The 23,602-nt window shown below is 73.4% G+C and carries 26 protein-coding genes; 10 read left to right on the forward strand and 16 right to left on the reverse strand.

Annotated features, from left to right (window positions below):
* The first annotated feature begins 72 nt into the window (after positions 1-72).
* Complete coding sequence (locus RV983_RS24885) at positions 73-513, forward strand: MarR family winged helix-turn-helix transcriptional regulator (protein WP_475990446.1); 441 nt, start codon at positions 73-75, stop codon at positions 511-513.
* A gap of 18 nt (positions 514-531) precedes the next feature.
* Here the strand turns inward: RV983_RS24885 and RV983_RS24890 are convergent, their stop codons facing one another.
* On the reverse strand, positions 532-2,037 hold the full coding sequence (locus tag RV983_RS24890) for an SDR family oxidoreductase (RefSeq protein WP_475987946.1): 1,506 nt from the start codon (positions 2,035-2,037) through the stop codon (positions 532-534).
* Positions 2,034-2,753, reverse strand: coding sequence for an alpha/beta hydrolase (locus RV983_RS24895; RefSeq protein ID WP_475987947.1), 720 nt, complete (start codon positions 2,751-2,753; stop codon positions 2,034-2,036). The genes RV983_RS24890 and RV983_RS24895 overlap by 4 nt, the downstream gene beginning before the upstream one ends.
* 224 nt (positions 2,754-2,977) lie before the next feature.
* Between RV983_RS24895 and RV983_RS24900 the strand changes: the two genes are divergently transcribed.
* The 6 genes from RV983_RS24900 to RV983_RS24925 are packed head-to-tail and all read left to right on the forward strand — an operon-like array spanning position 2,978 to position 8,504.
* Positions 2,978-4,246 carry an NAD(P)/FAD-dependent oxidoreductase gene (locus tag RV983_RS24900; protein ID WP_475987948.1) on the forward strand — a complete coding sequence of 423 codons (1,269 nt, stop codon included), beginning with the start codon at positions 2,978-2,980 and terminating at the stop codon, positions 4,244-4,246.
* A complete protein-coding gene (locus RV983_RS24905; protein ID WP_475987949.1) occupies positions 4,240-4,989 on the forward strand; it encodes a DUF1365 domain-containing protein in 750 nt (249 codons plus the stop codon). The genes RV983_RS24900 and RV983_RS24905 overlap by 7 nt, the downstream gene beginning before the upstream one ends.
* On the forward strand, positions 4,986-6,263 hold the full coding sequence (locus tag RV983_RS24910) for a class I SAM-dependent methyltransferase (RefSeq protein ID WP_475987950.1): 1,278 nt from the start codon (positions 4,986-4,988) through the stop codon (positions 6,261-6,263). Before RV983_RS24905 ends, RV983_RS24910 begins: the two co-directional genes overlap by 4 nt.
* Positions 6,260-6,418, forward strand: coding sequence for a hypothetical protein (locus RV983_RS24915; protein WP_475987951.1), 159 nt, complete (start codon positions 6,260-6,262; stop codon positions 6,416-6,418). The genes RV983_RS24910 and RV983_RS24915 overlap by 4 nt, the downstream gene beginning before the upstream one ends.
* Positions 6,415-7,701 (forward strand): class I SAM-dependent methyltransferase, encoded by a 1,287-nt coding sequence (locus RV983_RS24920; protein ID WP_475987952.1) that lies wholly within the window; start codon positions 6,415-6,417, stop codon positions 7,699-7,701. Before RV983_RS24915 ends, RV983_RS24920 begins: the two co-directional genes overlap by 4 nt.
* Positions 7,695-8,504 (forward strand): DUF1295 domain-containing protein, encoded by an 810-nt coding sequence (locus RV983_RS24925; RefSeq protein WP_475987953.1) that lies wholly within the window; start codon positions 7,695-7,697, stop codon positions 8,502-8,504. Before RV983_RS24920 ends, RV983_RS24925 begins: the two co-directional genes overlap by 7 nt.
* Here the strand turns inward: RV983_RS24925 and RV983_RS24930 are convergent.
* From RV983_RS24930 to RV983_RS24940, 3 genes are all read right to left on the reverse strand, one after another.
* A complete protein-coding gene (locus RV983_RS24930; RefSeq protein ID WP_475987954.1) occupies positions 8,417-9,775 on the reverse strand; it encodes a cryptochrome/photolyase family protein in 1,359 nt (452 codons plus the stop codon). The genes RV983_RS24925 and RV983_RS24930 overlap by 88 nt on opposite strands.
* 106 nt (positions 9,776-9,881) lie before the next feature.
* On the reverse strand, positions 9,882-10,661 hold the full coding sequence (locus tag RV983_RS24935) for an anti-sigma factor (RefSeq protein WP_475987955.1): 780 nt from the start codon (positions 10,659-10,661) through the stop codon (positions 9,882-9,884).
* Positions 10,658-11,218 carry a sigma-70 family RNA polymerase sigma factor gene (locus RV983_RS24940; protein ID WP_389242404.1) on the reverse strand — a complete coding sequence of 187 codons (561 nt, stop codon included), beginning with the start codon at positions 11,216-11,218 and terminating at the stop codon, positions 10,658-10,660. Before RV983_RS24940 ends, RV983_RS24935 begins: the two co-directional genes overlap by 4 nt.
* 158 nt (positions 11,219-11,376) lie before the next feature.
* Here RV983_RS24940 and RV983_RS24945 point away from each other — a divergent pair, with 158 nt between their 5' ends.
* Positions 11,377-12,273: an NAD(P)-dependent oxidoreductase gene (locus RV983_RS24945; protein ID WP_475987956.1), complete on the forward strand. Its 897-nt coding sequence runs from the start codon at positions 11,377-11,379 to the stop codon at positions 12,271-12,273.
* 33 nt (positions 12,274-12,306) lie between these two features.
* Here RV983_RS24945 and RV983_RS24950 read toward each other — a convergent pair whose 3' ends face one another.
* The 3 genes from RV983_RS24950 to RV983_RS24960 form a co-directional block, all read right to left on the reverse strand.
* Positions 12,307-13,068, reverse strand: coding sequence for a bestrophin-like domain (locus RV983_RS24950; protein WP_475987957.1), 762 nt, complete (start codon positions 13,066-13,068; stop codon positions 12,307-12,309).
* A 3-nt stretch (positions 13,069-13,071) separates the two neighbouring features.
* Positions 13,072-13,791 (reverse strand): hypothetical protein, encoded by a 720-nt coding sequence (locus tag RV983_RS24955; RefSeq protein WP_475987958.1) that lies wholly within the window; start codon positions 13,789-13,791, stop codon positions 13,072-13,074.
* A 72-nt stretch (positions 13,792-13,863) separates the two neighbouring features.
* A complete protein-coding gene (locus RV983_RS24960) occupies positions 13,864-14,466 on the reverse strand; it encodes a TetR/AcrR family transcriptional regulator (RefSeq protein WP_475987959.1) in 603 nt (200 codons plus the stop codon).
* 62 nt (positions 14,467-14,528) lie between these two features.
* On the opposite strand from RV983_RS24960, the gene RV983_RS24965 reads away from it, so the two are divergent.
* A complete protein-coding gene (locus RV983_RS24965; RefSeq protein ID WP_475987960.1) occupies positions 14,529-15,497 on the forward strand; it encodes a beta-ketoacyl-ACP synthase III in 969 nt (322 codons plus the stop codon).
* A gap of 84 nt (positions 15,498-15,581) precedes the next feature.
* On the opposite strand, the gene RV983_RS24970 is transcribed toward RV983_RS24965, so the two are convergent.
* From RV983_RS24970 to RV983_RS25005, 8 genes are all read right to left on the reverse strand, one after another.
* Positions 15,582-16,844 (reverse strand): beta-ketoacyl-[acyl-carrier-protein] synthase family protein, encoded by a 1,263-nt coding sequence (locus RV983_RS24970; protein ID WP_475987961.1) that lies wholly within the window; start codon positions 16,842-16,844, stop codon positions 15,582-15,584.
* Positions 16,845-16,907: 63 nt separating this feature from the next.
* The gene (locus RV983_RS24975; protein ID WP_475987962.1) at positions 16,908-17,156 is read right to left on the reverse strand and encodes an acyl carrier protein; all 249 of its coding nucleotides are present in this window, start codon (positions 17,154-17,156) and stop codon (positions 16,908-16,910) included.
* Between the two features lie 73 nt (positions 17,157-17,229).
* Positions 17,230-18,264 carry a beta-ketoacyl-ACP synthase 3 gene (locus RV983_RS24980; protein WP_475987963.1) on the reverse strand — a complete coding sequence of 345 codons (1,035 nt, stop codon included), beginning with the start codon at positions 18,262-18,264 and terminating at the stop codon, positions 17,230-17,232.
* Between the two features lie 14 nt (positions 18,265-18,278).
* Positions 18,279-19,202 (reverse strand): ACP S-malonyltransferase, encoded by a 924-nt coding sequence (locus RV983_RS24985; protein ID WP_475987964.1) that lies wholly within the window; start codon positions 19,200-19,202, stop codon positions 18,279-18,281.
* 101 nt (positions 19,203-19,303) lie between these two features.
* Positions 19,304-20,503, reverse strand: a complete 1,200-nt coding sequence (locus tag RV983_RS24990; protein ID WP_475987965.1) for a PucR family transcriptional regulator — start codon at positions 20,501-20,503, stop codon at positions 19,304-19,306.
* A gap of 65 nt (positions 20,504-20,568) precedes the next feature.
* Positions 20,569-21,393: an ABC transporter permease gene (locus tag RV983_RS24995; RefSeq protein WP_475987966.1), complete on the reverse strand. Its 825-nt coding sequence runs from the start codon at positions 21,391-21,393 to the stop codon at positions 20,569-20,571.
* Between the two features lie 12 nt (positions 21,394-21,405).
* Positions 21,406-22,179, reverse strand: coding sequence for an extracellular solute-binding protein (locus tag RV983_RS25000; RefSeq protein ID WP_475990447.1), 774 nt, complete (start codon positions 22,177-22,179; stop codon positions 21,406-21,408).
* Between the two features lie 77 nt (positions 22,180-22,256).
* Positions 22,257-23,075: a serine hydrolase domain-containing protein gene (locus RV983_RS25005; protein WP_475987967.1), complete on the reverse strand. Its 819-nt coding sequence runs from the start codon at positions 23,073-23,075 to the stop codon at positions 22,257-22,259.
* 61 nt (positions 23,076-23,136) lie between these two features.
* Here RV983_RS25005 and RV983_RS25010 point away from each other — a divergent pair, with 61 nt between their 5' ends.
* Positions 23,137-23,598 carry a MerR family transcriptional regulator gene (locus RV983_RS25010; RefSeq protein WP_475987968.1) on the forward strand — a complete coding sequence of 154 codons (462 nt, stop codon included), beginning with the start codon at positions 23,137-23,139 and terminating at the stop codon, positions 23,596-23,598.
* The last annotated feature ends 4 nt before the right edge of the window (positions 23,599-23,602 follow it).

The following is a 23,602-nucleotide window of genomic DNA, read 5'->3' on the forward strand; positions in this document are numbered from 1 at the left end:
GACCCCCGCGACGGCGGCGAAGAGGCCGAGTCCCCCACGGGGCTGCGGGCTTTCGCCGTGCAACTGCGCCGGATGAACGCCGAGTTCAACCGCATCGCGCAGGACTTCGCACAGAGCCGGCAACTGCACCACACCGACGTGCAGGCCCTGGTGGCGATCCTGGACGGCGACGGGCACGGCGGTGCGATGACACCGGGACTGCTGCGCGAACGGCTCAATCTGACCTCCGGGGCCGTCACCGCCTGCCTGGACCGGCTGGAACGGTCCGGCCATATCCGCCGCACCCGTGACGCCGCCGACCGGCGCGTCGTCCACCTGCACTACGCGCCCAAGGCGAAGGCCGTGGCCCGCGCGTTCTTCCAGCCGCTCGCCCGCGGCACCGACGCGGCCCGCGCCCGCTTCACCGAGGAGGAACTGACCGTCGTCATGCGCTTCCTGACGGCGATGAACGACGAACTGACCGCCCTCCACGGCGAACCCGCCCCCGACGAGCCGCCGGACCGCCGCCGCTGAACGGCCGGCGGGGCCACGTCACGCTTCGCTGCGCGGGCGGCGCACGCCGGCCGCCGCCGAGGCGATGTTGCGCGCCATGCCGCCGAACACGACCGAGTGGAACGGTGACACGCACCACCAGTACGCGTGGCCCGCCAGGCCCCGCGGGTGGAACAGCGCCCGCTGCCGGTAGACCGTGCGCCCCCGCTCGTCCCGCCCGGCCGACAGTTCCAGCCAGGCCAGCCCCGGCAGCCGCATCTCCGCCCGCAGCCGCAGCAGCCGCCCGGGTTCGATCTCCTCGACCCGCCAGAAGTCCAGCGAGTCCCCGGTCCGCAGCCGCGTCGCGTCCCGCCGACCCCGGCGCAGCCCCACCCCGCCCACGAAGCGGTCGAGCCAGCCGCGCACCGCCCACGCCGGCGGGAAGGAGTACCAGCCGTTCTCGCCGCCGATGCCCTCGATCACCCGCCACAGGGCCTCCGGCGAGGCGTCCACCACGCGGGCCCTGCGGTCGCTGTACAGGCTGCCGCCGGCCCAGTCGGGATCGGTGGGCAGCGGGTCGCTGGGTGCTCCGGGCACCGAGGCCGACGACCAGCGGGTGACCACATTGGCGTCCCGGATGCGCTGCAGGGCCAGCTCCAGCGCCCGCTTGACGCCGATCATGCCCTCCGGCGGGTCGGGCACCCACGCGGCGATGTCGTGGTCGTGGCAGACCACCTCGTGCCGCAGCGACTCCGTCAGCGGACGCGCGAGTCCCGCGGGTACCGGGGTCACCAGCCCCACCCAGTGGCTGGACAGCCGGGGGGTGAGCACCGGCACCGGCACGATCAGCCGCGGCGGCAGCCCCGCCACCTCGGCGTACATCAGCATCATGGCGCGATACGTGAGCACGTCCGGGCCTCCGACGTCGAAGGCCCGGTTGACCTCGGGTGGCAGCGTCGCGCAGCCGACGAGCTGCCGCAGCACGTCCCGCACGGCGATCGGCTGGATACGGGTGCAGACCCAGCGCGGGGTGATCATCACCGGCAGCCGCTCGGTCAGGTAGCGCAGCATCTCGAACGAGGCCGATCCCGAGCCGATGATGACCGCCGCCCGCAGCACGGCCGTCGGCACGCCCGAGGCCAGCAGCACCCGGCCCACCTCGGTGCGCGAGCGCAGGTGCGGCGACAGCTCCCGCTCGGGCACCCCGTCCGGGGTGAGCCCGCCCAGGTACACGATCCGCCGCACGCCGGCCGCCTTCGCCGCGCGGCCGAAGATCTCGGCGGCGCGGCGGTCGGTCTCCTCGAAGTCCCGGCCGCTGCCGAGCGCGTGGACGAGGTAGTACGCGACGTCCACGCCCTCCATCGCCGCGAGCACCGAGTCCTCGTCGGTCACGTCGCCTCGCACCACCTCGGCGCGGTCGGCCCACGGATGGTCGCGCAGCTTCCCCGGCGTGCGGACCAGACAGCGCACCGCATGGCCGGCGTCGAGCAGTTCGGGCACCAGCCGGCCGCCGATGTAGCCGCTGGCCCCTGTCACCAGACAGGTGAGGGTGGTCTTCGCAGTCATCCCGGTCGTTCCTTTCCGGCGCCCGGGGCAGCCAGGGCGCTCGCCACGTCCGGCGGCAGAGGCGCCAGCCGCAGCAGCCCCGCCACCACGCGGGCGGTCAGTGCGTGCCAGGTGCCGGCGTCCCGCAGCATCGCGTGGTCGCCGCCCGGCACCGTCAGATGGCAGGCCAGGGCGCCCGCCGCGCGCGCCCGGTCGGCCAGGGTCAGTGACGCGGCCGGATCGGTGACCCGGTCCCGGTCACCGTGGAGCAGCACCAGGCGGCGTCCGGCCAACTGCCCCACCGGCTCGCCCGCCGGGCACCATGGGGCCAGCCCCACCACCCCGCCCACCAGCGGATGCCCGGCCACCCGCAGCGCCGCCCGGCCGCCCATCGAGTGGCCGACCAGCACGACGGGCACCGCCCCGGCATGCCCCCGCAGGGCCTCCAGCGCCTGCCAGGCGTCACGGGCGGCGTCCTGCCGGTCGCCGTTCCAGCCGCGGTGCCGGTAGCGGACCCCGGCGAGCGCCACCGGGTGCCCGGCCGTGGCCCGGCCGATGGCGCGGACGAACGGCCTCATGCGGGCCCCGGGGAGGTTCCACCGCGTGGGGGGCTCCAGGCCCTCGGCGCGACCGCCGTGCAGCAGCAGAACGGCGGCCGCCGGGCGCTCCGGCAGCGCGTAAGGGACCAGCGCCGCGTACGGCGTCGCGCCGCCGTCGGAGCCGTCACCGTACGTCATCGGATCGCCTCTCCTTGCACTCTCCTTGCACTCTCCGTCATTGTCCGCCGCCCTCTCCGCCGCCGCCCGTTCTGTTTCCTGCCCGTTCCCGGCGTCTCTGCCCGTTCCCGCCCGTTCCTGTCCGGGATTCGGAACCGCGCCCCCACCGGATTGCCCGACCGGCCAATCCGGTGGCCGCAGGTCTACGAATCACATCAGGAAAGACGGGGCACGAAGGGAGCGGCATGAAGGGCACAAGGCGCCGGATCGCGGTCGTGGGGAGCGGGGTGGCCGGACTGACCGCCGCGTACGCACTGCAACGGCACTGCGACGTTTCGCTGTTCGAGGCGGACGACCGGCTGGGCGGGCATGCCCACACCCACGACATAGCCTCGGCCGACGGACGGCTGGCGGCGGTCGACAGCGGCTTCATCGTGCACAACGAGCGCACTTACCCCACCCTGCTGCGGATCTTCGCCGAACTCGGCGTTCCCACGCAGGAGTCCGAGATGAGCATGTCCGTGCGGTGCGAGGGCTGCGGTCTGGAGTACGCCGGGGCCCGCGGTCCCGCCGGGCTGTTCGCCCAGCCGCGCAACGGGCTTCGCCCGGAGTACCTGCGCATGCTGGCCGAAGTGCCGCGTTTCCACCGCAGGGCCAGGCGGCTGCTGGCCGGGGACGGCGACGACACCACCACGCTGGGCGAGTTCCTGCGGGCGGGGGGCTTCTCTGCCTACTTCGTCGCGCACTTCACGACCCCGCTGGTGGCCTGCGTCTGGTCCTGCTCGCCGCGGACCGCGGCCGCCTACCCGGCTGCGTACCTCTTCCGGTTCCTGGACCACCACGGCATGCTCTCGGTGTCCGGCTCGCCCACCTGGAAGACCGTCACCGGCGGCTCGCGTGTCTACGTCGAGCGGATCGCCAAGCGGCTGACGGCCCTGCGCACCGCCACCCCCGTACGCGCCCTGCGGCGGCACGCCGACGGCGCCGAGATCGTCACCGGCGACGGCGAGAGCGAGGAGTACGACGCGGTGGTCGTCGCCACCCACGCCGACCAGGCGCTGCGCCTGCTCGCCGACGCCACCGCGGCGGAGCGCGCCGTGCTCGGCGCGATCCCGTACTCCCGCAACCCCACGCTGCTGCACACCGACACCTCGCTGCTGCCCCGCAGCGCCGGGGCGCGCGGTTCGTGGAACTACCTGATGCCCTCCTGCGCCCCCTCGCCCGGCGGCGTACGGGTCACCTACGACATGAACCGCCTCCAGCGGCTGGACAGCCCCGAGCGCTTCCTCGTCACTCTCGGCGGCGAGGAACTGGTCGACCCCGAACGGGTGCTGGCCCGCATGGTCTACGAACACCCCGTCTACACCCCGGAGTCGGTCGCCGCGCAGCGCCTGCTGCCCACCCTGAACACTCCCGTCACCGCCTTCGCCGGGGCCTACCACGGCTGGGGCTTCCACGAGGACGGCTGCCGCTCCGGCGCCGAGGCCGCCCGCACGCTGGGGGCGCGATGGTGACCGCCGCCGCCCCGCCGGACGTGCCCGCCCTGTACGAGTGCGTGATCACCCATGTCCGTACCGGCCCGGTCCGCCACGCCTTCACCCACCGCACCTACCTGTGGCTGATCGACCCCGACCGGCCGCCCCGGCTCCCCGCACCGTTGCGCCCCTTCGCGCGCTTCGACGCCCGGGACCACTTCGGCGGCCGGCAGCCCACCGTACGGGCCGCTCTGGAGACCTGGCTCGCCGCGCGCGGGGTGGACCTGCGCGGCGGCCCGGTGCGGATGCTCACCCACGCCCGGGTGCTCGGCCATGTCTTCAACCCGCTGACGCTCTACTGGTGCCACACGCCGGACGGCGCCCTGGTCTGCGTCGTCGCCGAGGTCCACAACACCTACGGCGAGCGCCACGCCTATCTGCTGCGCACCGACGGGGCCGGCGCGGCGAGCGTCGCCAAGGACTTCCACGTCTCGCCGTTCTTCCCCGTCGACGGTGCCTACCGCATGCGGCTGCCGGAACCGGACGCCGCGCTGCGTCTCACCGTCCACCTGGAGCGCGAACAGGCCCGGCCGTTCACCGCGACCGTGCGCGGCGAACGGCGGCCCGGGACCGCCCCGTTCCTGCTGCGCTCCGCGCTGCGCCATCCCTGGTCCACCGCCGCCGTGTCGGCCGGCATCCGCCGGCACGGCATCCGACTGCTGCTGCGCGGACTGCCCGTGCTGCGGCGCCCCGTTCACCGGTCTCAGAAGGGCTTCGAGTGACCACGTCCGTCCCCGTCCCCGCATCCGCTCCCGCCTCCTTCGGCGGCGTGGACCCGCGCCGCTGGCCGGATGTCGCCGCAGCGCCACGGTGCTCACACCTGCGGGCCGCCGTCGCCGGCGCCGTGGTGCGCCGCGCCCTGTCCCGGCTGCCGCTGCGCTGCCGTCTCGGGCCCGGCGGCCCGGTGCTCGGCACCGGCGGTCCCGCGGTCGAGATCGCCGACCCCGAGGCCTTCTTCCGCCGGGTGGGCGCCGGCGGCCTGATCGGCTTCGGTGAGTCCTACATGGCCGGCGAGTGGGCCGCGCCCGACCTCGTCGCGGTGCTCACCGTGCTGGCCGGGCACGTCACCGAACTCGTCCCCCGGCCGCTGCAGAGGCTGCGCGCCGTGTGGGCGCGCCGGCAGCCCCGCGAACGCCGCAACACCCTCGACGGCGCCCGGGACAACATCCACGCCCACTACGACCTGTCCAACGAACTGTTCGCCCTCTTCCTGGACGAGACCCTCACCTACTCCTCGGCGGTCTTCCGCGCGCTGCCCGCCCTGCACGAACTGCTCGCCGACGCCCAGCACCGCAAGATCGACCGCCTCCTGGACCTCGCGCGGGTCGGCGAGGGCACCCGGCTGCTGGAGATCGGCACCGGCTGGGGCGAACTCGCCGTGCGCGCCGCCCGGCGCGGCGCCGAGGTCGTCACCGTCACCCTCTCCGAGGAGCAGCGCAGGCTGGCCACCGAGCGCATCGAGGCGGCCGGCCAGTCCGGCCGGGCGACGGTGCTGCTGCGCGACTACCGGCAGGTGACGGGCCGTTACGACGCCGTCGTCAGCGTCGAGATGATAGAGGCCGTCGGCGCCGACTACTGGCCCGTCTACTTCGCCGCGCTCGACCGGCTGCTCGCCCCCGGCGGCCGGATCGCGCTCCAGGCCATCACCATGGCCGACGACCGGATGCTGGCCACCCGCCGCACCCACACCTGGATCCAGAAGTACATCTTCCCCGGTGGCCTGATCCCCTCCCCGGAGGCGATCGAGCGCACCCTCGCCGCGCACACGGCGCTGCGTGTCGAGGACAGCACGGGCTTCGCCGCGCACTACGCCGAGACGCTGCGGCTGTGGCGCGAACGCTTCACCGAGCGGGCCGCCGAGGTCGCCGCCCTCGGCTTCGACGAGGCGTTCCGCCGCATGTGGACCCTGTACCTCGGCTACTCCGAGGCCGGTTTCCGTTCGGGCTATCTCGATGTGCGTCAACTGCTGCTGGCCCGAGGGGAGACCGCCCGGTGAAGAGTGTCGCGGACACCCTGGTCCTCCTGCCGGTACGCGCGCTGCGCCGGCTGCTGTGGGCACCCGGCGACCTCGGCGGGGCCGAGGCCGGTTTCCGTTCGGGCTGCCTCGATGTGCGTCAACTGCTGCTGGCCCGAGGGGAGACCGCCCGGTGAAGAGTGCCGCCGATACCCTCGTCCCCCTGCTCGAGCAGTTCACCGGCGGGCCCCTGCCGGTGCGGCTGCGGGCCTGGGACGGGAGCACCGCCGGGCCGCGCGACGCGCCGATGGTGGTGCTGCGCTCCCGGCGCGCGCTGCGCCGGATCCTGTGGGAACCCGGCGAACTCGGCCTGGCCGAGGCCTACATCACCGGTGACCTGGACGTGCGCGGCGATCTCACCGAGAGCCTGCGCACGATCTGGCGCGCGGTGCGCGAGGGCAGCGTCAACCCGCCCCGGCTGACCGCCGCCGACCGCCTGCGGGCGGCCCGCGCCGCGCTGCGGCTCGGCGCGGTCGGACCCCGGCCGCCCGCACCCCGCGGCCGCGCCCGGCTGAACGGGACCTTGCACAGCCGGGGCCGCGACCGCGCCGCCATCAGCCACCACTACGACCTGTCCAACGAGTTCTACGCCCTGCTCCTCGACCCCTCGATGGCGTACTCCTGCGCCTACTGGACCCGCGCGGACGACCCCGGGTACGGCCTCGCCGACGCCCAGCGCGACAAGCTGGAACTCATCTGCCGCAAGCTCGGCCTGCGCCCCGGCATGCGGCTGCTCGACATCGGCTGCGGCTGGGGCGCGCTGTCCCTGTACGCCGCCGAGACCCACCGCGCCCAGGTGCACGCGGTCACCCTGTCGGCCGCGCAGCGCGACGCCGTCCGGGCCCGCATCCGCGAGCGCGGCCTCGAGGAGTACGTCCGGGTCGAACTGCGCGACTACCGCGACCTCGAGGGCAGCGGCGGCTACGAGGCGGTCACCGCGATCGAGATGGGCGAGCACGTCGGCGACGCGCACTACCCCGACTTCGCCGCCACGCTGCACCGCGTGCTGCGCCCGCACGGCCGGGCCCTGGTGCAGCAGATGTCCCGCGGGCGGATCGCGCCCGGCGGCGGCGCGTTCATCGAGACGTACATCGCCCCCGACATGCACATGCGCCCCCTCGGCCGTACCGTCGCCCTGCTGGAGGGCGCCGGGCTGGAGGTACGCGCCGTGGAGTCGCTGCGCGAGCACTACGTGCGCACGGTACGGGCCTGGCTGGCCACGCTGGAGGCGCGCTGGCCCGAGTTCGTGGCGATGGCGGGGGAGGAGACCGCCCGCGTGTGGCGGCTGTACCTGGCCGGCGGCGCGCTGGCCTTCGCCGAACGCCGCATGGGCGTCGACCAGATCCTCGCCGTCCGGCCCACCGGGGACGGCGGCACGGGGATGCCGGACACACAGGACGGCTGGTACGGGCGATGGTGACCCTCGCGGCGGCGGGCGCCGCGCTCGCGGTGATGCTGGTGGCCTTCGCGGTCGGCCGGGCCCGCGGCATGCACCGGTACGTCGACGTCGCGTGGGGCGTCGGCTTCGCGGCCGTCGGGGTGGTCGCGTACGCGCTGTCGGCCGGGCACGGTGACCCGGCCCGGCGCGCGCTGGTGCTCGTGATGGTGGCGGTGTGGGGGCTGCGGCTGGCCGGCCACATCGCCTGGCGCGGCCGGGGACACGGCGAGGACCCGCGCTACGAGGCCCTGTTGGACAAGGCGCCGGGCGATCGAACCCTGTACGCCCTGCGCATGGTCTACCTGCTCCAGGCCGCCCTGGTCTGGCTGGTCTCCCTGCCGGTCCAGGCGGCCTCCTACCTGCCCGGCCGACTGGGTCCCCCCGCGGCGGTGGGCGTCGGGCTGTGGGCCGTCGGCCTGCTCTTCGAGGCGGTCGGCGACCACCAGCTGGCGCGCTTCAAGGCCGATCCCGCCAACCGGGGCCGGATCATGGACCGCGGGCTGTGGAGCTGGACGCGGCACCCCAACTACTTCGGCGACTTCCTCGTCTGGTGGGGGCTGTTCGCGCTGACCTGCGACGCCTGGCAGGCCGCGGCGGCCACCGTGGTCTCCCCGCTGGTGATGAGCCTGCTGCTGATCCGCGGCAGCGGGAAGGCCCTGCTGGAGCGGCGCATGGCCGGCCGCCCCGGCTGGGCCGACTACGCCTCCCGCACCTCGGGCTTCTTCCCCCGGCCACCGCGGAAGCGGGCGGCGCCCTCGTCGAGGTCCACGAGCGGCGCCGGATAGTCCAGCGCGCGGCGCCGCTCCTCCGCCAGCAGCCAGGGCCGGTGGACGGCGCCGCCCGGCACGCCGGCCAGCTCCGGCAGCCAGTGCCGGACGTACGCCCCGTCGGGGTCGAAACGGCGGGCCTGGGTGAGCGGGTTGAGCACGCGGTTGGGGCGGGTGTCGGTCCCGGTGCCCGCCACCCACTGCCAGTTGAGCTGGTTGTTGGCCATGTCGCCGTCCACCAGCAGGCTCAGGAAGTGCGCCGCGCCGATCCGCCAGTCCACGTACAGCGTCTTGGTCAGGAAGCTGCCCACCAGCAGCCGCGCCCGGTTGTGCATCCACCCCTCGTGCCGCAGCTGCCGCATCGCCGCGTCCACGATCGGGTACCCGGTGCGGCCCTCCCGCCACGCCTCGGCCTCCGGGCCGTCGCCCTGCCAGGAGTCGTGACGCGGGCGCAGGTCGTGGTGGGCGGCGTCCGGGCGGGCGGCGAGCACTTGGTGGTGGAAGTCCCGCCAGGCCAGCTGCCGTACGAAGCCGCCGTGGGCGCCGGCCGCGAGCTCCGTCGCGGACAGGCAGCCGAAGTGCAGGTACGGGGAGAGCCGCGAGGTCCCGTCACCCTCGAGGTCGTCGTGGCGCTCGTCGTACGCGTCCACGCCGCCGCCCGAGTGCCAGGCCCGCCAGCGGCGCCGCCCCTCGCTCTCGCCGCCGGCGGGCAGGCCGGGCGAGACCCCGCCTGGCGCGTCCGGCACCGCGAGCGACCGCGGTCCCTCCGGCACCGGGACCACCCGCGGCGCGCCCAGCACGTCCCGGACGTCCGCCTGCTCCCAGCGCCGGAAGTACGGGGTGAACACCTCGAACAGGTCCTTGCCGGCCGGTGTGAGGGCCCCGGGGGGCACCACGTTCAGCACGCCGTCGTGCACCCGCAGCTCCCGCCGCGCCCCCTCCAGCGCCTCTCGCAGCCGCGCCTCCCGCCGGGTGGCGTAGCCGCTCACCCCCGCCGCGACGTGCACCTGCCGGGCGCCGGTCTCCTGCGCGACCCGGCACACCTCCTCCACCACGTCCCCCGCGCGGACGACCAGCCGCCCCCCGCGGTCCCGCAGCCGGGCGTCCAGGTCCGCCAGGCACTCCACCAGGAACGCCGTCCGGTTGGGCACCGCGAACCCGGCCGCCCCTACCCCGTCGTCCAGCACGAACAACGGCACGACCTCGTCCGCGGCGTTCAGCGCCGCACGCAGTACGGGGTTGTCGTGCACCCGTAGATCCGCGGTGAACAAGCAGACGGCCACGGACACGCCCGTACCTCGCACTCTGACTGCCTTTCCTCGCCTTTCCCCCCGGCCGAGCCTAGGGCGCTCCCGGGCCCGGCCCCCGGCATTCGCCGGGCGCGTCCCCCGCCGGTCAGGCCTTCGCGAAGGGCATGAGCGCGAGCGGCTGCGTGGTGGGGCGCCGGGAGCCGCCCGCCGGTTCGACGGTGATGCCCATGCCGGAGGCGTCGCCGACGGGACCGTCGAGGAGGACGGCCTCGCTGGTGCCCGGCGTGGGCCGGGGGACGAGCCCGGCGGAGCGCATGGTGCCGCCCGCGTCGGAGAACCAGAGCTGGTAGACGCGGCCCCCGGACAGCGAGGGCAGGCCCTGGGCGAAGAAGACCGCGCGGTCCTGGCTCCGCGAGACGACGACCGTGCCGCTGGCGCCGCCGGAGAGCTTCCCTGAGGTGGCGGCGGCGTCGGGCGCGGCGAGGACCCGGGTGACGGACTCGGCGCCGGCCTGCGCCTGCCGGGCCTCCCGGCGGGCGTCGCCGAGCTGCTGCTGCTGCCAGACGGCGACACCGCCGAGGGCGGCCGCGGCCACCAGGCAGGCGGCCAGGGCGAACCGGGTGAGCAGCGGCCTACGGGGGGCGCTGTGGACCCGGCGGCGGTCCCGGGCGGGGACCTCGGCCACGTGCGGCGGCTCCTGCCGGACGGTGGCGATCCGCCGCATCACCTCGTCCTTCATCCGCTGCGGCGCGGGTTCGGCCGCGGCGAGCCCGAGCCGGGCGGCGGTGGCGGTGAGCTCGCGCACCTCCAGGGCGCAGGGCTCGCAGTCCGTCAGGTGGTTCTCGAACTCGGTACGCTCGTGCCGGTCCAGGGCGTCCAGGGCGTACGCCCCGGTGAGGGTGTGCAGTTCGGCGTTGGTGCTCACGCGGTCACCCCCAGGCAGTCGCGCAGTCGGATGAGGCCGTCCCTGAGCCGGGTCTTGACCGTTCCCAGCGGCAGCGACAGCAGTTCGGCGACCTCGCGGTAGGTCAGGCCGCGGTAGTACGCCAGCATCACCGACTGGTGCTGCAACTCGGTGAGGGTGCGCATGCAGCGCCTCACCTGCTCCCGTTCGAGCCGGGCCTCGACCTGCTCGGTCACCTCGTCGTACGCGGGCGTGCGGTCCAGCAGGGCCGCCTTGTGCTCGCGGTCGGCGGCCGCGCTCGCCGACCGCACGCGGTCGACCGCGCGGCGGTGGGCCAGGGTCATCACCCAGGTCATCGCACTGCCTTTCTCGGGGCGGAAGCGGGCCGCCGTGCGCCAGACCTCCACCAGGACCTCCTGCGCGACCTCCTCCGACTGGGCGGGGTCGCGCAGCACGCCGCGGACCAGTCCCAGCACGGGCCCGCTCACGGCGTCGTACAGCCTGGCGAAGGCCTCCTGGTCGCCGCGCGCGACGGCGAGCAGCAGTTCCGTGAGGTCCGGCCCCTGGCGCGCGGGCATGCCGATTCGCACCGGTTCCCTCTCCACATCTCCCGCTTTCGTCGTTGTCCCGGTCCGCTGCCGGACGTCATGGCCGTTCCGAATCTCCGGCACACAGTGTCCCGTCCGGCATTCGGCGCCGCGAGCGGTTCGGATTGGTCCGTCGTACGGTTGCTCCCATGTCCGACACCACCTCAGTAGCAGTCCTCGGCACCGGGATCATGGGTGCCGCGATGGCCCGCAACCTCGTCAAGGCCGGCCTCGACGTCCGCGTGTGGAACCGTACGGGCCGCAAGGCCGAACCGCTCGCCAAGGACGGCGCCCGCGTCGCCGCCACGCCCGCGGAGGCCGTGGAGGGCGCGGATGTCGTGGTCACCATCCTCCACGACGGCCCGGCCGCGCTGGAGACGATGCGGCAGGCGGCGCCCGCGCTGCGGCCCGGCACGGTCTGGGCGCAGGCCACGACGGCCGGGGTCGACGCGCTCGGCCCGATCGCGGAGTTCGCCGCCGAACACGGCATCGTCTTCGTCGACTCGCCGGTCCTCGGCACCAAGCAGCCGGCGGAGGCCGGACAGCTCCTGGTGCTCGCGGCCGGGCCGCAGGAGGCGCGGCCGGCGCTGGAGCCGGTCTACGGGGCCATCGGCAGCCGCACCGTCTGGGTGGGCGAGGACGCCGCGGAGGGCGCGGCCAGCCGGCTCAAGCTCGTGATCAACAGCTGGGTGCTCACGGTCACCCACGGTGCCGCCGAGGCCCTGGCGCTGGCCGAGGGACTCGGGGTGGACCCCCGCGGGTTCCTGGACGCGGTAGCCGGCGGCGGCCTCGACATGGGCTATCTGCGGGCGAAGGCCGATGCCATTCTGCGCGGCGACTTCACGCCCAGCTTCGCGCTGCAGACCGCCGAGAAGGACGCCCGCCTGGTCGTGGCGGCCGGGGAGGCCGCCGGGGTCCGCCTCGACGTGGCCGCGGCCGGCGCGGAGCGCTTCCGGCGGGCGGCGGCCCAGGGCCACGGCGAGGAGGACATGGCGGCCACCTGGTTCGCGAGCTTCGGTGACGGCAAGGACGCGAAGCAGGCGTAGGCCGCCGCCCGGCGGGCCTCGGTGCGGCGCCGGCTATCCCACGTGCGGGAAGAGGGCGGCGAAGGACGCCGCCGCTTCGGCGGCGTCCCGCCCGTAGGGCGCGTTGAAGTCCCAGATCAGGAAGAGGAGGAAGGCGATCAGGGCGCTGTAGAGCCCGGCCAGGATCAACTCCCGGCGGGAGCGGCGGATTTGGAGGGTGAAGATCAGCCCCACCGCGACCAGGCCGCCCACGATCAGCCCGAACCAGACCACGCCCGGCATGGTGGGCCCCGAACTGTCGGCGCGCGCGTTGCGCGCGTCGTCGGCGGCGGCCACCTGGTCGACGACGGGCTGGTAGGCCTGGTTGGCCAGCGGGGTGCGCGGCTCGAACGCGGTCACGTCACGGCGCACCACACCGAGCAGTTCGCTGCCCCGCTGGGTGTTGTCGCCGTTCTTGATCATGTACGGGATCTCCTTGTCCACGACGTACGACACGTAGGTGTCGATGTCGTCGCGCACCCGGTTGCGGACCGCGGCCGGGTACACCTGGACCCGCTCCTGGACCTCGTGCAGCGCCTGCGCCTCACGGCGCGCGGCGTCCTCGGCGGCGCCGCGCCCCTCCCAGACGCCGGCGATGGCCAGGCCCAGGACGATCGCGTAGACCACGCCGATCATCATCGTCATGTACTCGATGACGTCCGGGGTCTCGTTGGGGTCGTCGTCATCGGCCAGCCGGCGGTTGTTGATCGCCACGATGCTCAGCACGACCACGCAGCTCGCGGCCATACCGATGGCCAGGACAATCCAGTCCGACATGCGTCACCTCCGGGAACGAGCTTGGGAACGGGGTTTGAGCGCGGCGGCCGACAGCACCGCGGGTGCGGTGATCAGCAGCATCAGGTGGACCAGGCTCGGCCCCTCGGGCGGCGGCAGCGCGGTGACCTTGTGATAGGCGACCGGCGGCAGTTCGACCCGGCGGGTGGGTGTCGGTGTCGGGGTGGGTGTGGGTGTGGGTGTCGGCGTGGGGGCCGGGGTGGGTGCGGGCGTCGGGGTGGGTGCGGGCGTCGGCGTGGGCCTCGGTACGGGCCGTTGCCGTACGGGGGCGGGGGCGGGGGCGGGTTTCGGGCGTGGGGCCGGTCCGCACGGATGCCGCCAGGAGACCGAGCCCCGTGCGCCCGAGGCGTCGGTGGAGGCGTCCACGGAGGCCTGGTAGCGGGGGCAGTGCTCCCGTCGTACGTGGGCCGACGAGCCCCCGGGGCCGGTCTCGGCCTCCACGGTGTCACCGCCGTGCCGGATCCGGACGCGGGTCCTGGGCACCCCTCCCGCTCCGCTTTCGGGGTTCGTCTCCACGCGGACGGCGCCGCCGCCCGTCTCCACCCGTACGGTGCCGTCCGGCAGGAACCGCACGACCGGCGGTCCCGGGACCCCGGGGCGGTCGTCGGCACGGGCCGATCCCGAGCCGCCCCCGGGACCCCCCGGACCCAGCACCACCAGCACGGCGGCCGCCGTGAGGCCGGCCCCCCTCAGCCATATGGTCATGTCCCAGATGTTGTGCGGCGGCAGGGCCGCCCATCCGGCGATTCGGGCCAATCCCCCCGAAGGGCTGATTCGTCAGCGCAGAACGCGACTCAGCGCACGCCGGGCGCGGTCGGGGGCGCTCCGGTCGCCGAAGAGCTGGACGGCGTGATTGAGCGCGAAGTAGACGCCGTTGAGCTCGAACACGACCTGGTCGGGATCGGTGTCCGGAGGCAGTTCGCCCTGCTCGACGGCGGCCCGCAGATCCCGCACCAGGCGCCGCTTCCACACCGTGTACAGCCGCGCCACGGCGTCCCGCACCGGCCCCTCGCGCCCGTCGAACTCCACGGCGGAGGCGGTGAACAGGCAACCGCCCGGGAAGGCCTCACGCTCGCGGTCGAGGTAGGTCACCCACGCCTCGCAGATCGCCGTCAGGCGGGTCAGGCCGGGCGGGTTGCCCGCGGCGGGCAGCCACACGGCGCGGGTGAAGATCTCCGAAGCCCGGCGCAGGGCGGCGATCTGCAGCGCCTCCTTGGTGCCGAAGTGGCCCAGCAGCCCGGACTTGCTGATCCCGAGGTCGGTCGCGAGCCGGCCGATGGTCAGGCCCTCCAGGCCCTCCACGGAGGCGACCGCGACGCTGCGTTCGATGATCCGCTCGCGGGTGTGGCGGGCCTCGGTGGCTGACTTGCGTGGGCTCATGCGGCCATCGTAGCGAGCCGTCCCATTTTAGAGTCCGATCGATCGGTCGCTATAGTTTCGGCATGACCTCGACCCGTATCGTCGCCCTCGGCCACCACCAGCCCGAACGCGTCCTCACCAACGACGACTTGGCCGCCATGGTCGACACCAGCGACGCCTGGATCCGGCAGCGCACCGGCATCGCCACCCGCCGCATCGCCCGCGACGACGAATCGGTCGCCGACATGGCGACCGCCGCCGCGGGCAAGGCCCTGGCCTCCGCCGGCCTGGCGCCCGCCGACATCGACCTGGTCGTCGTGGCCACCTCCAGCGCCATCGACCGCTCCCCGAGCACCGCCGCCCGGGTCGCCGCCCGGCTCGGGGCGACCGCGCCCGCCTCCTACGACCTCAACAACGCCTGTGCGGGCTTCACCACCGCGCTGGCCGCCGCCGACCACTCCGTGCGCGCGGGAGCCGCGCGGCACGCCCTCGTCATCGGCGCCGAGAAGATGTCCGACCTCACCGACTGGACCGATCGCAGCACCTGCGTCCTGCTCGGCGACGGCGCCGGGGCGGCCGTCCTGAGCGCGGTGCCGGACGGCGGCCCCGAGGGCCCTGGCGGGCTCCAGGGCGTCGGCCCCGTGGTCTGGGGCTCCGACCCCACCCGCGCGGACGCCGTGCGGCTCACGGACGCCTGGCAGCCGCGCTTCGCCCAGGACGGCCAGGCGGTCTTCCGCTGGGCCACCACGACCCTCGCCCCCATCGCGGAGGAGGCCTGCCGGCGCGCGGGCGTCGCCGTGGCCGACCTCGGCGGCATCGTGACCCACCAGGCCAACCTGCGCATCATCGAGTCGGTGGTCCGTCAACTCGGCGCCACCGGAGCCGTCGTGGCCAAGGACGTCGTCGACTCCGGCAACACCTCCGCCGCCTCCGTCCCGCTGGCCTTCTCCAAGCTCGTCGAGCGCGGTGACCTCACGCCGGGCGCCCCCGTGCTGCTGCTCGGCTTCGGCGGCGGGCTGTCCTGGGCCGGGCAGGTCGTCAGCTGCCCCTGAGCGCGCGCCCGCCCGCAACGCCGAGGGCCGGCCCCCCGCTCCCGCGGTGGGCCGGCCCTCGGGGCACGGCGGTCGGTGGTGACGTCAGACGGTGCGCAGCGCCAGGACGACGTTGTGTCCGCCGAAGCCGAAGGAGTTGTTGACGGCCACGATCTGACCGTCCGGCAGCTTCCGCGGCTCACTGGAGATCAGACCCGGCTCGATCTCGTCGTCGAGGTCCGTGACGTTGATCGTCGGCGGGGCGGTGCGGTGGTACAGGGCCTGGACGGTCGCGACCGTCTCGATGCCGCCCGCGCCGCCCAGGAGGTGACCGGTCATCGACTTCGTGGCCGAGATGGCCACGTGGTCGAGGTGGTCGCCGAGGACCTTGCGTAGCGCCTTGACCTCCGCGACGTCACCCTGCGGGGTGGACGTGGCGTGCGCGTTGAGGTGGTGGATCTGCGCCGGGTCGATGCCCGTGGCGGTCAGCAGCTGCTCCAGCGCGGCGGCGATGCCGCGGCCGGTGGGCTCCGGCTGGGCGATGTGGTGGGCGTCGGCCGACAGACCCTGGCCCAGCACCTCGGCGTAGACCTTGGCGCCGCGCTTGGCGGCGTGCTCGGCCGACTCCAGGATGACGACGCCGGCGCCCTCGCCGAGGACGAAGCCGTTGCGGGCCTTGTCGTACGGGCGGGAGGCACCCTGCGGGTCCTCGTTGTTCTTGGACATCGCCATCATGTTGGCGAAGGCCGCGATCGGCAGCGGGTGGATGGCCGCCTCCGTGCCGCCGGCGACGACCACGTCGGCACGGCCGGAGCGGATCATCTCGTACGCGTAGCCGACGGCCTCCGCGCCCGAGGCGCAGGCGCTGACCGGGGTGTGCACACCGGCCCGGGCGTTGACCTCCAGGCCGACGTTGGCGGAGGGGCTGTTGGGCATCAGCATCGGCACGGTGTGCGGGGACACCTTGCGCGCGCCGGACGCCAGCAGGTTGTCGTACTGGTCGAGCAGGGTGGTGACGCCGCCGATGCCGGAGGCGATCACCGCGCCCAGACGGTCGGGGTCGACCGAGCTGTCCTCGCCCGCCTTGGCGGTGAAGCCCGCGTCGGCCCACGCCTCACGGGTGGCGATGAGTGCGAACTGGGCAGAACGGTCGAGCTTGCGTGCGACCGGGCGGGGCAGGACCTCCAGCGGCTCCACGGCGATCTGCGCCGCGATGCGCACCGGAAGTTCGGCGGCCCAGTCCTGGGTCAGGGCGGTGACGCCGGATCGTCCGGCGAGAAGCCCCTCCCAGCTCGACGCGCTGTCCCCGCCCAGCGGAGTGGTTGCGCCGATACCGGTGACGACCACGGTGTGATTGGTCGGGCTCACAGGGATTGTCTCTCCACGTCTAGAAGGGCGGGCGACAGACACGTCGTCCGGGACCGGCCTTGATCAGACCTGAGCCTTGAGGATGTAGTCGACGGCGTCGCCGACGGTCTTGAGCTGCTTGACGTCGTCGTCCGGGATCTTGACCTCGAAGCGCTCCTCGGCGGCGACGACGACCTCGACCATGGACAGCGAGTCGACGTCCAGGTCGTCGGTGAAGGACTTGTCCAGCTCGACGTCCTCGGTGGGGATGCCGGCGATCTCGTTCACGATCTCGGCGAGACCCTCGACGATCTCTTCCTTGGTGGCGGCCATTGCGGCGCTCTCCTTCTCGGTGCTGTTACTACGGCTGCGGCGGGCGGGAGTGCGCCGCCGCGTGGGATGTTGACTAGGGGAGGGTAACGACCGTGGCGGCGTACACGAGACCCGCCCCGAAGCCGATGATCAGGGCCGTGTCGCCGCTCTTGGCCTGTCCGGTGGCCAGCAGGCGCTCCATCGCGAGCGGGATCGACGCGGCCGAGGTGTTGCCGGTGGTCTCGATGTCGCGGGCCACGGCGACGTGCTCGGGGAGCTTGAGCGCCTTGATCATCGAGTCGATGATCCGCATGTTGGCCTGGTGCGGGATGAAGACATCCAGCTCGTCCGAGGTGATCCCGGCCGCGTCCAGCGCCTGCTGGGCGACCTTGGCCATCTCGAAGACCGCCCAGCGGAAGACCGTCTGGCCCTCCTGGGTGATCGCGGGGAACTTCACCTGTCCGTCGGCGTCCACCGGAAGCGCCGAGACATCACCCACTCGGAAGCGGTCCCATGCGACGGTCTGGGTGATGGTGTTGGACTTGTCACCCTCGGAACCCCACACGGTCGGGCCGATCTCCGGCTCGTCGGCGGGGCCGATGACGACCGCGCCGGCGCCGTCGCCGAAGAGGAAGGCGGTGGCCCGGTCGGACTTGTCGGTCAGGTCGCTCAGCCGCTCGACACCGATCACCAGGACGTGCTTGGCACTGCCCTCGGTGACCATGCCCTTGGCGAGCGTCACGGCGTACGTGAAGCCGGCGCAGCCCGCGGAGATGTCGAAGGCGGCCGGCTTGACGGCACCGATCCGGTGCGCGATCTCGGTCGCGACGGCCGGGGTCTGCTTGAAGTGGGAGACCGTGGCGACGATGACGCCGCCGATGTCCTCGGCGGAGATCCCGGCGTCCGCGATGGCCTTGCCCGCCGCGATCACGGACATCTCGGAGACCGTCTCGTCCGGGCCGGCCCAGTGCCGGGAGGCGATGCCGGAGCGGGAGCGGATCCACTCGTCGCTGGAGTCGATGTGCTCCAGGATGACCTCGTTGGGCACCACGCGGGTCGGCCGGTAACCGCCGACACCCATGATCCGTGCGTACGGGGAGCCCTTGGCGGGCTTGATCTTCGCGGTCATGTCTGCGAGGACTCCTATTCCTGGGTGCCGTGCTCGGCGATGATCGCGCGGGCGGCCTCGAGGTCGTCGGGGGTCTTGAGGGCCAGGGTCGCGACGCCGGGCAGCGCGCGCTTGGCCAGGCCCACCAGAGTGCCACCCGGCACCAGCTCGATGACGGCGGTGACGCCGAGTTCCTTGAAGGTGTCCATGCACAGGTCCCACCGCACGGGGTTGGACACCTGCGACACCAGCCGCGCGACGACCTCGCTGCCGCTGGTGACGACCTTGCCGTCGGCGTTGGACACGTACGGCAGCGCCGGGTCGGAGACCTCCAGCGTCGCCGCCAGCGCCTCCAGGGTGGCCACGGCCGGAGCCATGTGGTGGGTGTGGAAGGCACCCGCCACCTTCAGCGGGATCACCCGCGCCTTCTCCGGCTTGTCGGCGGTCAGCGCGGCGAGCTGCGCGGCCGTGCCGGCCGCGACGATCTGGCCGGCCCCGTTGATGTTCGCCGGGGTGAGCCCGAGGTTCTCCAGGTGCGCCACGACCGTGTCCGGGTCCCCGCCGAGCACCGCCGACATGCCGGTCTCGGTGACGGCGGCGGCCGCGGCCATCGCCGTGCTGCGGGTGCGGACGAACGTCATCGCCGCGTCGGCGCTCAGCACCCCGCCGATCGCCGCGGCGGTGATCTCGCCGACGCTGTGGCCGGCCACCGCGTGTGGCGCGCCGGTGCCGGTCAACAGCCGCTCCGCCGCGACCAGGCCCGCGGCGACCAGCAGCGGCTGGGCTACGGCCGTGTCGCGGATCTCCTCCGCTTCGGCCTTGGTGCCGTAGTGGGCGAGGTCGAGTCCGGCGGTAGCGGACAGTTCCGCGAGGCGGTCGGAGACGCCGGGCAGATCGAGCCATGGGGCGAGGAAGCCGGGGGCCTGGGCACCCTGGCCGGGAGCGACGAGTACGAGCACGCTTTCAACTCTCTCCTGAGCGAGGTCGTCCCCGCCCGTGGGGACAGGGACCAAGAACCGACGGGCGATTTGTTGGTGTCCCACAAACGCCCTGCGTTCGCCTACGGTGTCTGTCCGGAGTCGGAGAGCCGGCCCAGGATGAGCGCGATGCGAAGGGTGAATGCGGAGCGTACATCCGAGGGAGACCAGCCGGTGACGTCCGTCACACGTCGGAGCCGGTATCGGACGGTGTTGGGGTGAACGAACAACATACGGGCGGCCCCTTCGAGTGACGAGGCCTGCTCGAGGTACACCGACAGCGTCTCCAGCAACGCCGAACCGGCTTCCTCCAGGGGTCTGTAGATCTCCTCCACCAGCTGATCGCGGGCGTAGCGGTCCCCGGCCATCGCCCGCTCCGGCAGCAGATCGTCCGCCTGCACGGGGCGCGGCGCGTCCGGCCAGGCGGCGCAGGCTCGCAGGCCGGCTGCCGAGGCCTGCGCGGATCGGGACGCCGACAAAAGGTCGCCGACGACCGGGCCGGCCACCACCGGGCCCGCCGCGAAGGGGCCGATCAGCGCCTTGGCGACCCGCAGCGGCTGATCGTCGCCGCCCGCGACCACGATCAGCCGGTCGCCCAGCACACCGGTCAGCACCTGGAGCTTGGCGTGGCGCGCCGCCCGGCGGATCGCCTCCACGGTCAGTTCGCTGTCGCCGTTGGGTGCCGTGCCCAGCACCACCACGATCTTGTCCGGCGAGCTCCAGCCGAGCGCGGCCGCCCGCGAGAGCACGCCCTCGTCGGCCTCCCCGGACAGCACGGCGTTGACCACCAGGGACTCCAGACGGGCGTCCCAGGCACCGCGGGCCTCCGCCGCCTGGGCGTACACCTGGGCCGTCGCGAAGGCGATCTCCCGCGCGTACACCAGCAGCGCCTCGCGCAGCACCGACTCGTCGCCGGGGGCGGCGACCTCGTCGATGGCCGCCTCCATCACCTCGATGGTGGTGCGCACCATCTCCACCGTCTGGCGCAACGAGATCGCCCGGGTCAGCTCCCGCGGCGCGGTGCCGAAGACATCGGTGCTGATCGCCTGCGGCGTCTCCGGGTGCCGGAACCATTCGGTGAACGCCGCGATGCCCGCCTGCGCCACGAGCCCGATCCAGGAGCGGTTCTCCGGCGGCATCGCGCGGTACCAGGGCAACTGCGCGTCCATTCGAGCGATCGCCGCCGCCGCGAGGCGCCCCGAGGACTTCTCCAGCCGTCGCAGTGTGGCGATGTGGGAGTGGTCGCGGGCGGGGTCGAATGCGTTCTGCGCGGGTTCTGGCACGGTACAAGCCTGCCTTATCCGGGCGGAAGGATGGCACAGACCCCTCTTCTGCGCGCGTCCGCGCGTCAGATACGGCCGCCCGCCGAGTGCCCGGCGGTGTCCGCGGACATCCGCTGGGCGAGGTAGACGGGGACCACCGACAGCACGATCAGCACCGCGGCGACCACGTTGACGACGGGCGCCTGCTGCGGCCTGGCCATGTTGCTGAAGATCCACACCGGCAGTGTCCGGACGCCGGGCCCGGCGGTGAAGGTGGTGACCACAATCTCGTCGGACGAGAGCGCGAAGGCCAGCAGCCCGCCCGCCAGCAGTGCCGAGCGGATCAGCGGGAAGGTGATGTCGCGGAAGACCTGGAAGGTGTCGGCGCCCAGGTCCATGGCCGCCTCCTCGTACGAGCCGGAGGTGCGCCGCAGCCGGGCCAGTACGTTGTTGAAGACCACCACGACGCAGAAGGTGGCGTGGCCCACGACGACGGTGAACAGCCCGAGGCCGACGCCGAGCGGCTCCAGCACCGTGCGGAACGCCGTGTTCAGGGCGATGCCGGTGACGATGCCCGGCAGGGCGATCGGCAGGACCACCACGAAGGACAGCGCCTCACGGCCGAAGAACCGGTGCCGCTGGACGGCGAAGGCGACCAGGGTGCCCAGCACCAGCGACACCGCCGTCGCGCCGAGCCCGGCCTTCACCGAGGTCCACAGTGCCGCGCGGGCGCCGTCGCTGTGCCAGGCGTCGCCCCACCAGCGCAGGGTGAGCCCTGACGGCGGCCAGCCGAAGCCGCGGTCGGCGTTGAAGGAGTTCAGCAGGACCAGCAGCAGCGGTACGTAGATGACGGCGAAGCCGAGCGCGGCCGCGACGCGCAGCGCGATCCGGGCGGGTCGGGACAGATGCATGGCGTACGGCCCTCACAGACTCTGGAGCGCGCCGGTGCGTCGCATGGCCAGCAGGTAGACGACGATGATCGCGACCGGCACCGTGCCCAGGGCGGCGGCGAGAGGCAGGTCGAGGGTGATGTTGGACGGGATCGGGGTGTTCCAGAAGTGGACCTTCTTCCAGTACGGCTCGTCGGCGGCGTGGAAGACGGTGCAGTGGTTCTTGTCGGCGGTCAGGGCGCAGGATTCGGCGTTGGACGGGGCCTCGCCGAACCACTCGGCGACCTGGGCGTTGACCTTGGGCGAGACGATCCAGTCCAGCCACTTGTAAGCGCAGTTGGGGTGCTCGGCCTTGGCGGAGATCATCCAGGTGTCGGACCAGCCGGTCGCGCCCTCGCTCGGCAGGACGGCGGCGACCTCGGCCTTCTCGGCCTCGGCGAGGTTGGCGATGACCTGCCAACTGGTGCCGATGACGGAGTCGCCGCTCTTGAACGCGGAGATCTGCCGGTCTTCATCAGGCTGACCATCTCGTCGGAGGTGCCGGCCACCTTGGTGTTGACCTGGCAGCCGGTCTCCTTCTCGAACGGCGTGACCCAGTCGACGGACTTGTCGTTGGAGCCGTCCTCGGCGTAGCCGGCCCAGGCGATCAGGTTGACCTCGCCCTCGGTCGTGCCGAGGGTCTTCTGCGCGCTGAGTTTCGGCGGGGTGAAACCGCTCCCGGAGCCGGAGCCCTTGTCGGAGGAGGACCCGCCGCAGGCCCGCCCCGGCGGCACTGGTCAACGCCCGCGGCCGGGTCGCCGCCTCCACCGATCCCCGGCATCTGGCCGGCTCGCTCCTGCGGAGCTTCAGCGGGCGGTCCTGCGGACCCATCCCGCTGACCCTCGTCACAGTTCCGACAGCACCGCGTCCGTGAGTGCGGGCCACAACGGCACTGCCCACTCGCCGAAGTCACGGTCCGTCAGCACCACACAGGCCGCACCGGCTTCGGGGTCGACCCACAGGAACGTACCGGACTGCCCGAAGTGACCGAAGGTGCGCGGCGAGGACGAAGCGCCCGTCCAGTGCGGCGACTTGTGGTCCCGGATCTCGAAGCCCAAACCCCAGTCGTTGGGGTTCTGGCCGCCGTAGCCGGGCAGTACGCCCCTGAGCCCGGGGAAGGCCACCGAGGTGGCCGCGGCCACCGTCTGCGGGTCCAGCAGCCGCGGCACCTGCACCTCGGCGGCGAAGCGCACCAGGTCGTCCACGGTCGAGACCGCGCCCGCGCCCGCCGAGCCCGGGCAGTCGGTGGCGCGCATGCCCAGCGGCTCCAGCACCGCCAGCCGCAGGTACTCGGCGAACGGGATCCCGGTGGCCTTGGCGATGTGGTCGGCCAGCACCTCGAAGCCCGCGTTGGAGTAGATCCGCCGGGTGCCGGGCGCGGCCGTCACCCGGTGCTCGTCGAAGGCGAGACCGGAGGTGTGCGCGAGCAGATGCCGTACGGTCGAGCCCTCGGGGCCGGCCGGCTCGTCCAGTTCCACCGCGCCCTCCTCGATCGCGACCAGCGCCGCGTACGCGGACAGCGGCTTGGTCACCGACATCAGCCGGAAGCGCCGCCCGGTCTCGCCGTAGGTTCCCAGGACGGTGCCGTCGCTGCGGACGACCGCCGCCGCGGCCGTCGGGACAGGCCAGTTCTCGATCGCGCTCAGGCTGCTCAGGCTCCGCATGACCGTGAGCCTAACCAATGCCCTTGCCTGGAGTGCACTCCAGGGTTTTAGCGTGGAACCCATGACCGTGACGCAGGTGGCCAAGAGCAAGCCCGGCAGCGCAGGCAATCGCGCCGACGAGGCGCCGCACCCCCTCCCGGCCGGCCGGGACCGTTACACGATCAGCGAGGTCGCCGCCTTCACCGGCCTGAGCGCGCACACCCTGCGCTGGTACGAGAGGATCGGGCTGATGCCGCATGTCGACCGGTCCCACACCGGGCAGCGCCGCTTCACCCATCGCGACCTGGACTGGCTGGCCTTCGTCGGCAAGCTGCGGCTGACCGGGATGCCGGTGGCGGACATGGTCCGCTACGCCGAGATGGTGCGGCTGGGCGATCACACCTTCCCCGACCGCCGGGACCTGCTGGAATCCACGCGGCGTGATGTGCTCCAGCGGATCGCCGAGCTGCAGGACACCCTCGCGGTCCTCGACCGCAAGATCAACATCTATGCCGACGCCCCCCGGGCGTCCGAGAGGGCATGAACCC

The organism is Streptomyces sp. RLA123 (genome assembly GCF_056270165.1).